General features: G+C 61.5%; 14 protein-coding genes. 10 read left to right on the forward strand and 4 right to left on the reverse strand.

Going from position 1 to position 13,666, the window contains the following annotated elements; translation table 11 throughout:
• The first annotated feature begins 47 nt into the window (after window positions 1–47).
• Window positions 48–857, forward strand: a complete 810-nt coding sequence (dapB, locus tag ACR3EQ_RS15200; protein WP_170613072.1) for a 4-hydroxy-tetrahydrodipicolinate reductase — start codon at window positions 48–50, stop codon at window positions 855–857.
• 38 nt (window positions 858–895) lie between these two features.
• Entirely contained in the window at window positions 896–1,579 is a 684-nt protein-coding gene (locus ACR3EQ_RS15205) for a DUF2306 domain-containing protein (protein WP_170613074.1), read from the forward strand.
• Here the strand turns inward: ACR3EQ_RS15205 and ACR3EQ_RS15210 are convergent.
• Genes ACR3EQ_RS15210 through tmpA form a run of 3 tightly spaced genes read right to left on the reverse strand, consistent with a single transcriptional unit; the run spans window position 1,566 to window position 3,954 of the window.
• Complete coding sequence (locus tag ACR3EQ_RS15210; RefSeq protein WP_170613076.1) at window positions 1,566–2,234, reverse strand: ureidoglycolate lyase; 669 nt, start codon at window positions 2,232–2,234, stop codon at window positions 1,566–1,568. The two genes, ACR3EQ_RS15205 and ACR3EQ_RS15210, sit on opposite strands and share 14 nt — an antisense overlap.
• Window positions 2,231–2,821, reverse strand: a complete 591-nt coding sequence (tmpB, locus tag ACR3EQ_RS15215) for a (R)-1-hydroxy-2-trimethylaminoethylphosphonate oxygenase (protein ID WP_170613077.1) — start codon at window positions 2,819–2,821, stop codon at window positions 2,231–2,233. Before tmpB ends, ACR3EQ_RS15210 begins: the two co-directional genes overlap by 4 nt.
• On the reverse strand, window positions 2,818–3,954 hold the full coding sequence (gene tmpA / locus ACR3EQ_RS15220) for a 2-trimethylaminoethylphosphonate dioxygenase (RefSeq protein ID WP_170619087.1): 1,137 nt from the start codon (window positions 3,952–3,954) through the stop codon (window positions 2,818–2,820). Before tmpA ends, tmpB begins: the two co-directional genes overlap by 4 nt.
• Window positions 3,955–4,052: 98 nt before the next feature.
• Here tmpA and ACR3EQ_RS15225 point away from each other — a divergent pair, with 98 nt between their 5' ends.
• Window positions 4,053–4,907 (forward strand): LysR family transcriptional regulator, encoded by an 855-nt coding sequence (locus tag ACR3EQ_RS15225; RefSeq protein ID WP_170613081.1) that lies wholly within the window; start codon window positions 4,053–4,055, stop codon window positions 4,905–4,907.
• Window positions 4,908–4,911: 4 nt separating this feature from the next.
• Here ACR3EQ_RS15225 and ACR3EQ_RS15230 read toward each other — a convergent pair whose 3' ends face one another.
• Complete coding sequence (locus ACR3EQ_RS15230) at window positions 4,912–5,094, reverse strand: DUF1674 domain-containing protein (protein ID WP_170613083.1); 183 nt, start codon at window positions 5,092–5,094, stop codon at window positions 4,912–4,914.
• A gap of 89 nt (window positions 5,095–5,183) precedes the next feature.
• Here ACR3EQ_RS15230 and ACR3EQ_RS15235 point away from each other — a divergent pair, with 89 nt between their 5' ends.
• The 7 genes from ACR3EQ_RS15235 to ACR3EQ_RS15265 all read left to right on the forward strand — a co-directional run bounded on the left by ACR3EQ_RS15235 (window position 5,184) and on the right by ACR3EQ_RS15265 (window position 13,656).
• Window positions 5,184–6,440 (forward strand): transcription antitermination factor NusB, encoded by a 1,257-nt coding sequence (locus ACR3EQ_RS15235; RefSeq protein ID WP_170613085.1) that lies wholly within the window; start codon window positions 5,184–5,186, stop codon window positions 6,438–6,440.
• Window positions 6,441–6,530: 90 nt separating this feature from the next.
• Complete coding sequence (locus ACR3EQ_RS15240) at window positions 6,531–8,270, forward strand: heparinase II/III domain-containing protein (protein WP_170619088.1); 1,740 nt, start codon at window positions 6,531–6,533, stop codon at window positions 8,268–8,270.
• A 22-nt stretch (window positions 8,271–8,292) separates the two neighbouring features.
• Complete coding sequence (gene purH, locus ACR3EQ_RS15245) at window positions 8,293–9,882, forward strand: bifunctional phosphoribosylaminoimidazolecarboxamide formyltransferase/IMP cyclohydrolase (protein ID WP_170613088.1); 1,590 nt, start codon at window positions 8,293–8,295, stop codon at window positions 9,880–9,882.
• Entirely contained in the window at window positions 9,882–10,358 is a 477-nt protein-coding gene (lspA, locus tag ACR3EQ_RS15250; RefSeq protein WP_170613090.1) for a signal peptidase II, read from the forward strand. Before purH ends, lspA begins: the two co-directional genes overlap by 1 nt.
• A 50-nt stretch (window positions 10,359–10,408) precedes the next feature.
• Window positions 10,409–10,927 (forward strand): DUF3035 domain-containing protein, encoded by a 519-nt coding sequence (locus ACR3EQ_RS15255; RefSeq protein ID WP_170613092.1) that lies wholly within the window; start codon window positions 10,409–10,411, stop codon window positions 10,925–10,927.
• Between the two features lie 81 nt (window positions 10,928–11,008).
• Complete coding sequence (locus ACR3EQ_RS15260) at window positions 11,009–12,349, forward strand: M16 family metallopeptidase (protein ID WP_480491114.1); 1,341 nt, start codon at window positions 11,009–11,011, stop codon at window positions 12,347–12,349.
• On the forward strand, window positions 12,346–13,656 hold the full coding sequence (locus tag ACR3EQ_RS15265; RefSeq protein WP_170613095.1) for a M16 family metallopeptidase: 1,311 nt from the start codon (window positions 12,346–12,348) through the stop codon (window positions 13,654–13,656). Before ACR3EQ_RS15260 ends, ACR3EQ_RS15265 begins: the two co-directional genes overlap by 4 nt.
• Window positions 13,657–13,666 lie beyond the last annotated feature (10 nt).

The raw sequence follows: 13,666 nt of genomic DNA on the forward strand, positions 1-13,666 counted from the left end.
AGGCTTTGAGCCGACCATCCGGCAGGCAACGCGAAAGGACCAGCGCCATGACCCATATTCCGGGGATCGTCATCACAGGGGCTTCGGGCCGTATGGGGCAGATGCTGATCAGGACCGTCACGGACAGTGATCAGGTTCGTCTGGTCGGCGTGGTCGAGCGTAACGGCCACGACTGGATCGGTCAGGATGTCGGCAATGCGATGGGCGGGCAGGCGCTGGGCGTAGCCGTGACCGATGACCCGCTCGAGGCTTTCGCGCAGGCGCAGGCTGTCATCGATTTCACCGCACCCGAGGCGACGCTGGAATTTGCCGCCCTGGCCGCGCAAGCGCGTTGCGTGCACGTGATCGGCACCACCGGCATGACCGAAGAACAGATCGCGGCGCTGGAACCGGCCGCGCGCCATGCCGTAATCGTGCGGGCCGGTAACATGAGTCTGGGGGTCAACCTGCTGGTACAACTGACCAAAAAGGTTGCCGCCGCGCTGGATGAGGATTTCGATATCGAGATCATCGAAGGCCATCATCACCACAAGGTCGATGCACCATCGGGCACCGCGCTGATGCTGGGCGAGGCGGCTGCCGAGGGCCGGGGCGTCAATCTGGCCGATGTGTCCGACCGGGGTCGCGACGGCATCACCGGCGCGCGCAAGCGAGGGGACATTGGGTTCCATGCCATTCGGGGTGGGGACGTTGTCGGCGAGCATGACGTGCTGTTCGCAGCCCCCGGCGAACGCATCGTATTGCGCCATCTTGCCTCGGACCGCGCCATCTTTGCACGCGGTGCGCTGAAGGCGGCGCTGTGGGGGCAGGGCAAGGCGCCCGGTCAGTATGACATGGTGGATGTGCTGGGGCTCTGACCCGTAGACAGGTCGCAAGCCGGCGCTAAAGTCCGGGTATGCGCATCCTGAAATCCCCAGTGGCGTCCGGCCTGTTGCTCGTGGCGTTTTATCTGACACTGCTGCCTTTTCTGGTGCATGGGTTTGGCATGATTGGTATTGGGCTGTCTGACGATGCAGCCCAGCGCAGCTATTTGTTTGCCGACGGTCAGGGCATCGGCAATACGATGATGATGGTGCACATACTGGCCGGAACTGTGCTGGTGGCATTGGTGCCGCTGCAACTGATCAAAAGGCTTCGGCTTGGATTCAACCGATTTCACCGTGCATTGGGTTCTGTTCTGATTTCGCTGGCATTGATCACAGGCGCGGCGGGAATGGCCTATATCCTGTTGCGAGGAACGATTGGTGGCCCGGTGATGTCTGTGGGCTTCTTCCTCTATGGCCTGTGCCTGTTTGTTTCGGCTCTGATGCTGGCCCAAAAGGCAGTGGCAGGTGATCGCGCTGGTCACTGGGCCTGGGGATTGCGACTGTTCTGGCTGGCGCTTGGGTCTTGGTTATACCGTGTGCACTACACATTATGGTACCTGCTGACCGGAGGGCTTGGGTCAGAGCCCGATTTTTCGGGCCCTTTTGATCTGGTGCAGAATTTCGCGTTCTTTCTTCCCTATCTGCTGGCCGTGCAGGTTTGGATTTCAGGGCGACGTAACGACCATCAGCGGGCGTTGGTCACAGATCCCTGATCTTGTCCGCACGCAGCGGGCAGGCGAGGTAGACACCGAATTCCTTCCCGATGTCAGCGCTGACCCGGGCGTGGACTTTGCCTTGACGGTCCAGGAACCGTTGATTGTCCTCAACGGGAAAAATCCCCTCGTGCCAGATGCCGGGATGGATATAAAGACCGCGCGAGCCGTCGCACCAGAATGCCACCACCTTGTCGGGGGTCAGGTTATCGCCGGGCAGCGCGGCAGGCACGATGAACGGTCTGTTATCCAGCGGCCAGAACATCTGCCCGCCATCCGGGTGATAGTTCATGTGCCACAACAACACCTGATCGCGCGGCGCGGTTTGCTGTTGCGATTGCGCTTGCTGCGGATCGGTCGACCAGCCAAGCACATAGTGACCATTGACGGCCTCGTTTCGACCATAAAGCACATCACCCTTCCATTCCCCATGGAATGTGCCCTCGACCCAGCCACCTTCGTCACCGGTGCCGTCGTCGATCGGCCGCCAACCCTGTTGCGGCCAGCGGACGATTTCGATTTCGAACGTATCAGGATCATCGACCAGGCAGCCGTAGCCTTTTACCGACTGCTCTGTCGCCCGGATCAGCGGAACCTCATGCCATGGCAGTGACGGCTTGGAGCTCGCTTCGAAGATGTATTCCGGCGCGTTCATGATGCCCCCAAATGTCTGTCGACCATACGCTGCACCATCGGTGCGAAATGGGCGAATTCCGGAGTTTCCATGTCGGCACGCTTGCCCGCCTCATCCAGATACCGCACCTGAATAATCTCTTTCAGGTTCGGGTTGCCCTCGAACTCTGCCACTTCATCGGCACTCATGGGTCCGCCCTGCAGTTCCAACGTGTGGACCGACGCGGCGGACAGGCGGTTGAAGTATTCGGGCTTGGTGGCGCAGAGATAGCGCTTGGCCGCGACGTGATAGCGGCAACAATCGGTGATGACCGACGGAAAAAACTGCTCCAGCACCTCGGCACCAGCGTCCTCGTGGTGGCGATCCTCGGTGTCGTCGGGATGATAGGTGCCGAATTCGGACGTGAAATGGCCGATATCGTGCAGCAATGCTCCGACGATGATCTCTTCGGTCTGGCCGTTCTGCTCGGCAATCGTGGCGCCCTGCAACATGTGCTGGGCCATGGTGACGGGTTCCCCCAAATACTCCTCTCCGCCACGGCGCTCGAAAATATCACCTATGAAGGCCACGATATTGTCGCGGTTCAGGGTCGAGAAATCGGGCTTCATTCCGCCGCCTCCGGTTGTGCCATCTCCATCGCGGCTAGAGTGGACAGCAGTCCATCCTTGTCGGCATAACACCCCTGCAGCCAGCGTGATCCGGCACCGGAATAGCCCAGACGGGCGTGCAGCACGCGGGTGTTGTCGACGATAAAGCTTTCGCCCGGTTCCAGCTTGAACGACACGCCCATGGCCGGGTCGTCGATGATTTCACCGAACTGTCGATAGGCGGCGTAGTAGGCTTCCATCTTGTCGAACGGCACATCCACAAATGGCGCGGATGAGCGGTTGTTGAAGCGGATGCTGATCAGTTCTCCGTCAGGCGAAAGCTCGATCATCGGGCGGCGTGAGCGCAGGCAGACACCGTCCGAACCCTTATACTCGAACCGCGCCGGATAGCCCGCCAGCAGGGCGAAACCTTCAGGATTCAGGTCCCGCAGCTTTTCAGCGGCCCGGAAGCCATCGACCACGATCGAGTCACCGCCTTCGGCGCTGTTTTCCAGGCAATAGAGGATTTGCAGCGTCGGAACCGGATCACGGTAGGGATTGTCGGTATGGGCCTGCAGACCAAGGCCGGTATAGGCAAGGTTGGTGGGGTTCACCTCGGTCCGGACCTCGAAATAGGGGCCGTAGTTTGTTTCGCGGACGTAACCGAACAGATCGGCCACTTTCAGCAGCGATTCCGGTTCGGCGGGACCGCCGGTCAGTTTGGCAAAACCGAACTCGGCCACTGCGGCCAGCCAGTCCCGTTTGGCACCGGGGTTGACGTGAACCGCAGTCCAGTCGCCAGAAGGCGCCTCCATGCCGCGTTCCCAGGTAGTGATGCCCTGCGCGACTCGCCCGAAAGCACCGGCGTGATCGTGATCATAGCCGTGGTCGGCCAGCCAGTCGGCCGGGAAGTAAACGGTCTTGTCTTCGGGCTGGAACGTGACCTGCAGATCGCCGCCGACAATTTCCGCCGCACTGACCGAAACATTTGCGGGAATGTCACCGATGGTGATCAGACGTTGTCCGTTGCCCGGCGCGCGGGTGTCGGGGTCCAGCGCGTTGTCACGCAGCCAGATGGCGTGAAAGCGCGATTGGGACGCGTCGGCAAAAGTGACAGTTACGACGGAAGGGGTGAAAGTGGCGGTGCGCAGCATTGGGAATCTCCTGTTCAGCGCGGCTTTGGTTGAGGAGATACGGTGCTTGTGGCATTAATACAATTAATCCTTCTTTCTGCTGAGGCCCGGAAAAACTAATGGATAGAAAGAAAGCCGGTCTGCCCCCTCTGGATTGGCTGCGCGTGTTCGAGGCCGCCGGGCGTCTTGGCGGGTTTTCAGCCGCCGCGCGTGAGTTTGGCCTGACGCAGGCGGCGGTAAGCCAGCGGATCGGCAACCTTGAATCCTGGCTGGGCCGAACATTGTTCGTGCGCGAAGCGCGCGGCGTGTCCCTGACTGTTGAAGGCGAAAGTTACCTGCCGCTGGTGCAAGACAGCCTGCAGGCACTGGAGCGAAATACGGAGGACCTGTTCGGCAAATCCCCGCGAGAGCTGCGTGTCGCGGGCCTGTCCTCGAACATCCACGCACTGGTTCTGCCGGCCGTCGCGCGGTTTCAGGAGGTGCGGCCCAAGGTGCGGGTGATGACCGACTCGGTTGCGCGCCGGTCGTCGCTGGACGAGGAGCGGACATGGCTGCAAATCCGCTACGGCCGCGGAACCTGGCCCGGGCGCGATGCGGCGCTGATCGCGCGTGAGGTTCTGGTGCCGATGGCCGCGCCGGGTGTCGAATGGGGCGCGCCGCTGATTGATCTGCGCGGGGAACGACCAGCATGGCGGGACTGGGCGCGCAAGACGGACAATGCGGAATTGCCGCCGTCAAAGATCAGTCTCGATTCGATGGAACACGCGATTTCCGCAGCTCGGCAGGGGATCGGCGTGGCGCTGGGTTCGGTGCCTCTGGCCCATTCGGACTTACATGCGGGACGATTGTGCAGGCTGGATCTGCCCGAGTTGCCGACCAAGGATGGCTATTGGCTGACATGGCCCGAAGAGCGTGCGAAATCGAACAAGCAGCGCGCTCTGATTGCTGATTTTCTGCAGGCTTTGCGGGGCTGAACGATCAGAAATCGATGGCGATGCCTTTTTTCTCCCAGTCGCCATAGCGGGCGGGGTCGGGACCGTCGCGCCCGCCCAGTTCCTTTGGCATTTCTTTGGCTTCGGTCTCGGCCTTCTTGCGGCGTTCTTCGGCTTCGGCCAGCGCGCGCTGGGCAGCAGGCGGCAGGTCTTTGCGCTGATCGGTCATGACATCGGGTTCCTTTCCGTGCTTGGGCTTGATATACGCCCGCGTCCGCCCTTGGCAATGCGGGCTTGGGTCACAGGAAAGGCGAATCCATGTCTGACAGCGCAACAGCGGCGCGGCGCAGCGCGATCTATCTGCTGGATCAGATTTTGGGAGAAGGGCGATTGCTGTCGGAATGCCTGGCCGCAGGCGCGCTGGATCGTCTTGAACCCGAGGACCGTGCAAGGGCTCAGCGTCTTGCGCTGCAAACGTTGCGCGGGTTGGAACGGGCGGACCGCCTGCTGGACAATCACCTGAACCGGACACCGGCGCTGACTGTCCATAACGCCTTGCGTCTTGGCGCAGTCGAGTTGTGTCACGGCGAGGCGGCACATGGTGTCGTCAACTCCATGGTCGAGATCGTAGGCCGGTCGCGCAAGCATGGACGCCTAAAGGGCTTGGTGAACGCCGTGCTGCGTAAAGTCGCCGCCGAAGGCCCGGACGCCTGGCCAAGAATGCGAGTGCCGCGCCTGCCGGAGTGGCTGCGGGAACCGCTGATCATGGCCTGGGGTCCCGATGCCGTTGCGGGCATGGAGGTGGCTCATTTCAACGGCGCGCCGCTGGACATCACGCTGAAGCCCGGCGCGACCGGACCCGGTGAGGCTTTGCCAACGGGTTCAATGCGCGTTCACGATGCAGGCCAGGTATCGACCCTGCCCGGATATAACCGGGGCGCGTGGTGGGTACAGGATGCAGCGGCGGCCTTGCCCGTTCGGGTACTGGCGCCGAAAGCGGGTGAGCAAATTCTGGACCTTTGTGCTGCCCCCGGCGGCAAGACGTTGCAACTGGCGGCGGCAGGGGCAGACGTCACTGCGCTGGATATCTCGGAAGGTCGGCTGGAGCGGGTGCGCGAAAACCTTGCCCGCACCGGTTTGTCAGCCAAGGTCATCGCCGGCGACGCCTTGGAACATCAGGGACAGTATGATGCCATCCTGCTGGATGCCCCCTGTTCCGCCACGGGCACCATTCGTCGGCACCCTGACCTGCCTTTTGCCAAGGATGGTTCGGAATTTGGCGGGCTGATCGAATTGCAGGCCCAGATGCTGGCCCATGCCTGGACCCTTCTGAAACCGGGCGGGCGGCTGGTCTATTGCACCTGCTCGCTGCTGCCGGATGAAGGCGAGGTGCAGGTCGAAGAGGCGCTGGAACAATATCCCGATATGCAGATCGACCAAGGCGCGCTGGGCATCGAAGGTGTCAATTCCGACTGGATCACACAGGAAGGCGGGTTGCGCCTGCGGCCAGACTTTTGGGAGGATCGGGGCGGCATGGACGGGTTCTATATCGCCTGCCTGAACAAATCCGCCTGAAGGCACGCTTTTCGATGACTTGACGCGCCGCCCGGTCTATCGTTGGGTCTCAGGCGCCAGCAGAGCGCAAGGGGCAGAGAAACAAGCGTCATGTCGAAGTCGGACACCATGGCCAACCGGTGGATGCGGTTTCAGAACCGTTTCTACGCGCGCCTCAGCCAGCGCCAGAAGGCGGTCACCGGATTTGTCAGCCAGCCCGAACCCCGCGCTGTCGGCTCATTCGCGCGCGGCAGGCAGTTGGTGGCCGGGAACCTGCTGTTCGCCGGTTACTTGGTCGAGGCGCAGGATACCGGGCTGTGGGATGTCGCAGCGCCCAGTGCCGGTTTTGACAATGAACGTCACGGATTTGCCTGGCTGGACGATCTGGCCGCAGTTGGAGACATGCGCGCGCGGGAAAAAGCCCAGCGTTGGGTCTGGGGTTGGATCGCGACACATGGCCGGGGGCAGGGGCCCGGCTGGGCGCCCGACCTGACAGGTCGCCGGGTGATCCGCTGGATCAACCACGCCATTTTCCTGTTGCGCGGTGTGGACGAGCAGCACAGCAGGCTGTTCTTCCGCTCTCTGGCGCAGCAAACGTGGTATCTGTCCAAACGCTGGCACGCCGCGACGCCGGGCTTGCCCCGGTTCGAAGCGTTGACCGGTCTGGTGCAGGCCGGTCTGGCGCTGGAGGGATTGGAGAGACTGGCCGATCCGGCCCTCAGCGCATTGTCGCGGGAATGCGAGCGGCAGGTGGATAAGCAGGGCGGGATCAGCACCCGGAACCCCGAAGAATTGCTTGAGGTATTTACGCTTCTGTCCTGGACATCCGCCGCGCTGAGTGAACTGGGCCGGGGGACGCCGGGATCTCAGCTGAACGCGATCAGACGCATTGCACCGACCCTGCGCAGTCTGCGGCATTCGGACGGCGCGCTGGCCCGGTTTCATGGGGGGGGGCGCGGCCTCGAAGGGCGGCTGGATCAGGCCCTGGCGCAAAGTGGCGTGAAGCCGGACAATTCAACAGGGCTGTCAATGGGATATGCCCGTCTCTACGCCGCACGAACCAGCGTGATCATCGATGCCAGCGCGCCACCCAAAGGGGCTGCATCCTATAACGCGCACGCTTCCACCCTGGCGTTTGAGCTGACATCCGGACGCAGGCCTCTGGTCGTGAATTGCGGGTCCGGCGCTAGTTTCGGGGTCGAATGGCGTCGGGCCGGGCGGGCGACGCCTTCGCATTCCACCCTGTGCCTGGACGGATACTCCAGCGCCCGCCTGACCGATCCGGCCCCGGGCACGGAATACGAAGCGCTGGTCGATGCGCCCTCGCAGGTCCTGACCGAGGTTGAGGCCGGTTTTGAAGGAACCCGCTTCATGGCTGGCCATGACGGGTACGCAAAAGTGTTTGGTCTGACCCACGCCCGTACTTTTGAACTGCGTTTTGACGGCCGCGAACTTGTGGGTGAGGACATTTTGCTGACCGCAACCGACAAGGCGAAGCGGCAGTTTGACAAGGCGATGGATGCCTCGGGCCTGTCGGGGATCGGGTTTGATATCCGGTTTCACCTGCACCCCGACGTGGATGCGGCGCTGGATTTGGGGGGCGCTGCGGTGTCGATGGCTCTCAAAAGCGGTGAGATCTGGGTTTTTCGCCATGATGGCGCGGGAAAATTGTCAGTCGAGCCAAGCGTTTACCTTGAGAAAGGGCGTTTGAAGCCGCGCGCGACAAAACAGATCGTTCTATCCGGGCGCGCAATGGAGTATGCGACCCGCATCCGGTGGACGCTGAGCAAGGCACAGGATACAGCCTATGCCGTGCGCGATCTGCACCGGGACGAGCCCGAGTTTGACTGACGCCAAAAGGACCTTTGGACCCATGACCGACCTTCACCCCGTGCGCCGCGCGTTGCTTTCCGTTTCCGACAAGACCGGGCTGATCGAGCTGGGAAAGGCGCTGGCCGAGCGCGGAGTCGAGTTGCTGTCGACCGGCGGCACGGCCAAGGCGCTGCGCGAGGCAGGGCTTGAGGTGAAGGACGTCAGTGAGATCACAGGCTTCCCCGAGATGATGGATGGCCGTGTGAAAACCCTGCATCCGATGGTGCATGGCGGGCTGCTCGCGCTACGCGACAACGACACCCACGTTGCTGCGATGGAAGAACACGGCATCGGTCCAATCGACCTGCTGGTGGTGAACCTCTACCCGTTCGAGGCGACAGTGGCCAAAGGTGCTGGTTACGACGAATGTATCGAAAATATCGATATCGGCGGACCTGCGATGATCCGCGCGGCCTCCAAGAACCACGCCTTCGTGAACGTGGTCGTGGATGTCGAGGACTATTCCTCACTGTTGGATCAACTGGAAGAAAACTACGGCAAAACTTCCTATGGTTTCCGTCAGTGGCTTGCGCAAAAGGCTTACGCCCGCACCGCGGCGTACGACACCGCAGTTTCGAATTGGATGGCCGACGCATTGCAGCTTGAAGCGCCCAAGCGCCGATCTTTTGCGGGTGAGCTGAAACAGACCCTGCGCTATGGTGAGAACAGCCATCAACAGGCGGCTTTCTACACTGATGGAACCAACCGTCCGGGTGTGGCGACCGCCGTTCAGCACCAGGGCAAGGAACTGAGCTACAACAACATCAACGACACAGATGCTGCGTTTGAATTGGTGGCCGAGTTCAATCCTGCAAAAGGTGCGGCCTGTGCGATCATTAAGCATGCCAACCCTTGCGGCGTAGCCACAGGCACGACCTTGCTGGAAGCGTATAAGTCAGCCTTCGACTGCGACCGGACTTCGGCCTTTGGTGGGATCGTGGCACTGAGCCAGCCGCTCGACGCCGAAACCGCACAGGAAATCACCGGGATTTTCACCGAAGTCGTGATCGCCCCCGGCGCGTCGGACGAGGCAAAGGCGATCTTCGCGGCCAAGAAAAACCTGCGTCTGCTGACCACCGAAGGCCTGCCGGATGTGACCACTGGTGGCAAAACCGTGCGACAGGTGGCCGGTGGCCTGCTGGTGCAGGACAAGGACAATGGGTTCATCGGAATGGATGACCTGAAGGTTGTCACCAAAAAGGCCCCGACCGAAGAGCAGATGCGCGACCTGCTGTTTGCCTGGAAAGTCGCCAAGCACGTCAAATCCAACGCCATCGTCTACGTCAAAGACGGTGCGACCGTGGGCGTGGGCGCGGGCCAGATGAGCCGCTTGGACTCTGCCATGATTGCCGCCAAGAAGGCCGAACGCATGGCCGATGCGCTTGGCTTGCCGCAACCGCTGACCATTGGCTCGGCCGTGGCGTCCGATGCGTTCTTCCCCTTCCCTGACGGGCTGATGGAGGCCGCCGAAGCCGGCGCGACCTGCGTGATCCAGCCGGGCGGCTCGATGCGCGATGACGAGGTGATCGCTGCGGCGGACGAGGCAGGCCTTGCAATGGTCTTCACCGGCATGCGCCATTTCCGTCACTGATGCGTTATCGCCTGCTGCTCTGGGCCGCGCTGGCGGCGCTGTTGATCGACCAGATCAGTAAATATCTGGTCGTTCACGTGATGCGCGTGGCCGAAAGGCCCGGGGGTGTCGACGTGTTGCCGCCGCTGCTTGTGTTCAAGTACGGCGAGAATCGCGGGATTAACTTTGGCCTGTTTCAGGGGAACACGGACGCAGCCCGCTGGTTTCTGATTGGCATATCGGTCGTGATCTGCACGGCCGTTCTGATCTGGTTGATGCGGACGACGCCGCCGAAGCTGATGCAGATTTGCGGCGGCTTGCTGATCGGCGGGGCGCTTGGAAATGTGGTGGACCGGGTTCTCTATGGCTATGTCCTGGATTTCCTGAACATGTCCTGTTGTGGCATCGAAAACCCGTTTGTCTTCAATCTGGCCGATGTGTTCATTTTTGCCGGAGCGCTGGGACTTGTTCTGTTTGACGGCAAAAAGCCCTCGTGACGCGCCGGACGATATGCGATAAAAGCGCCTCAAACAGGCTGGAGACACAAATGCGGATGCCGCTTGCCATACTTGCACTGACACTTGCCGTTGCCGTGGCGGGCTGTTCCAAACGTGGTCTGCGCGATCTTCAGCCACCCGGACCGGGTCCCGACGAGTTTTCGGTGCTGCCGGTCAAGCCGCTGACGGCGCCTAAAGATTACAGCTTCCTGCCGGCCCCCACACCGGGCGGCGGCAATCTGGTTGATCCGACGCCCAAGGCGGATGCCGTGGTGGCGCTGGGGGGCAGTGCGGCGGCACTGAACTCGAATACCAGCATTCCGTCTTCAGATGCGGCACTGGTCACCGCCTCCAGCCGTTATGGCGTTCCGGCCAATACGCGGCAGGTCGTCGCGCAGGAAGATGCGGATTTCCGCAAGCGCCGTGGCCGCTGGACAGGTCTGAAACTGTTCCCGGTTGACCGCTATGAGCAGGTTTACGAGCGGCAGGCGATTAACGCGAATGCGCAAAACGAAGCAGCCCGCGCGGCAGGGATTGAGACTCCCTCGGCCCCGCCTGCCGATGAATAATTCTTAACTTTCCGTCATCGCCCTTGAACCCGCGCGGCGCCACCGTAGTTTGAAACGCATAAACCAAACGGAGGATGCCGCATGGTTCGGGCACTGGCGTTGTTTGCCGCCCTGATGACCGCGACCCCGCTTCTGGCCGAAGACGGGCAGGAGGCAGTCACGACTTTTACACTGGATAACGGCATGGATGTCGTGGTGGTCGAGGATCATCGCGCCCCGGTCGTACAGCATATGGTCTGGTATCGGGCCGGTTCGGCGGACGAGCCCATCGGCGCGTCCGGCGTGGCGCATTTCCTGGAACACCTTCTGTTCAAGGCCACCGACACGCTTGAGGCCGGAGAGTTCTCGGCCACCGTGGCGGCCAATGGCGGCAATGACAACGCGTTCACGTCGTATGATTACACCGCCTATTTCCAGCGCGTCGCCGCTGACCGGCTGGAACTGATGATGCAGATGGAATCGGACCGGATGCGCAACATCCGCCTGACCGAAGCCGATATCGAAACCGAACGCGATGTGATCCTGGAGGAACGCAACCAGCGCACGGAAAACAACCCTCGTGCCCTCTTCGGCGAGCAGATGAGCGCGGCGCAGTATCTCAACCACCGGTATGGTGTGCCGATCATCGGCTGGAAGCACGAGATGGAGGAGTTGGATCTGGACGATGCGCTTTCCTTCTATCGGATACACTATTCGCCCAACAACGCGATTTTGGTGGTCACGGGTGACGTCGACCCGGAGGAGGTCCGCGTTCTGGCCGAAAAATACTATGGCGTGATCCCCGCCAACCCGGACCTGCCTGAACGGGTCCGCTCGCAGGAACCGCCGCAAACCGCCGAACGACGCCTGACCTTCAAGGATCCGCGCGTGGCGCAGCCCTACCTGCAGCGCAGTTATCTGGCGCCGGAACGTGACGCAGGTGCTCAGGAAAAGGCCGCAGCGCTGTATTTGCTGGCCGAATTGCTGGGCGGCGGCACCACCTCGTACCTCAATGAAAAACTGCAGTTCGAGAAGCAGATGGCCGTCTATGCAGGCGCGTTCTATCGGGGCGTATCGCTGGATGACACGACCTTCGATATGGTGGTCGTCCCGGCCGAGGGCGTCTCGCTGCAAGAGGCTGAGGATGCGATGGATCAGGCGGTTGCGGACTTCATTGCCGAAGGTGTGAACGCAGATGATCTGGACCGGATCAAGATGCAGCTGCGTGCCGCCCAAACCTATGCGCGCGACAATGTCGACGGGATCGGCAACCGCTATGGCCGCGCGCTGACCACCGGTCTGACGGTCGAGGATGTGCAGGCCTGGCCCGACATTCTGCAGGCCGTGACCGGGGAAGAGATCATTGCGGCCGCCCGCGAGGTGCTGCAGTCCGAAGCGTCTGTCACCGGATGGTTGATGCGTGACGATGAGGTGACGCAATGAAACGGATATTCGCAACCCTGATCGCCTTGGTCATTGCGATGCCTGCATGGGCCGAGATCGAGATCCAGGAAGTCACCTCGCCCGGCGGCATCAAGGCCTGGCTGGTCGAGGACCCATCGATCCCTTTCACCGCGTTGGAGTTGCGGTTTCGCGGCGGCACCTCGCTGGATGACCCGGACAAGCGTGGCGCGGTCTATCTGATGAGCGGCCTGATCGAGGAAGGCGCGGGCGATATGGACGCGCGGTCCTACGCGCGAGAACTGGAATCGCTTGCGGCCTCGTTCACCTACAACGCCAGCGATGACACGGTTTCGATTTCGGCGCGGTTTCTGACCGAAAATCGGGATGAAGTGATCGATCTGCTGCGCACCACGATTCATGAGCCCCGCTTCGATCAGGACGCGATTGACCGGGTTCGCGCTCAGGTACTGTCCGGTTTGCGGTCGGACGAGACCGATCCGAACGACATAGCTGGCCGCAGCTTTGCCCGTATGGCCTATGGGGACCATCCCTACGGGTCCGAGGGCAAAGGAACGATCGAAAGCGTTTCCGCCCTGACGCGCGACGACATCGTTGCGGCCTACGACAACGTCTTTGCCCGGGACCGGCTGTATGTCGGGGCCGTCGGCGACATATCGGCAAAAGACCTGGGTGCACTGCTGGACAGGCTGCTGGCCGATCTGCCCGAAACCGGCAAACCGATCCCGGACAAGGCGCAGGTTTCAATTACGGGCGGCATCAGCGTCGTGGATTTCGACACCCCGCAATCGGTCGCCCTGTTTGCCCAGAAGGGGATTGACCGTGACGATCCGGATTTCTTTCCTGCCTTTATTCTGAACCACATTCTGGGTGGCGGCGGGTTCGAAAGCCGCCTGATGCAGGAGGTTCGCGAAAAACGGGGCCTGACCTATGGCGTCGGAACCTATCTTGTGCCCAAGGATCTGGCCTCAGTCTATCTGGGGTCGGTGTCATCGGCCAATGACAGGATCGCAGAAGCGGTCGAGGTGATCCGCGATGAATGGGCGCGCGCCGCGTCCGAAGGCGTGACTCAGAAGGAACTGGATGATGCCAAGACCTACCTGACAGGAGCCTATCCGCTTCGCTTTGATGGCAATGGCCAGATTGCCGGGATCATGGTCGGGATGCAGATGGAAGGCCTGCCCATCGATTATGTCGCCACCCGCAACGATAAGGTGAATGCCGTGACGCTTGAGGATGTGAACCGAGTGGCATCCGAACTGCTGGACCCGGAAGGCCTGCACTTTACCGTCGTGGGCAAGCCGGTCGGTCTGGAAACGACCAACTGATGACCAGGGG

The sequence above is a fragment of the Ruegeria sp. AN11 genome (assembly GCF_056536005.1).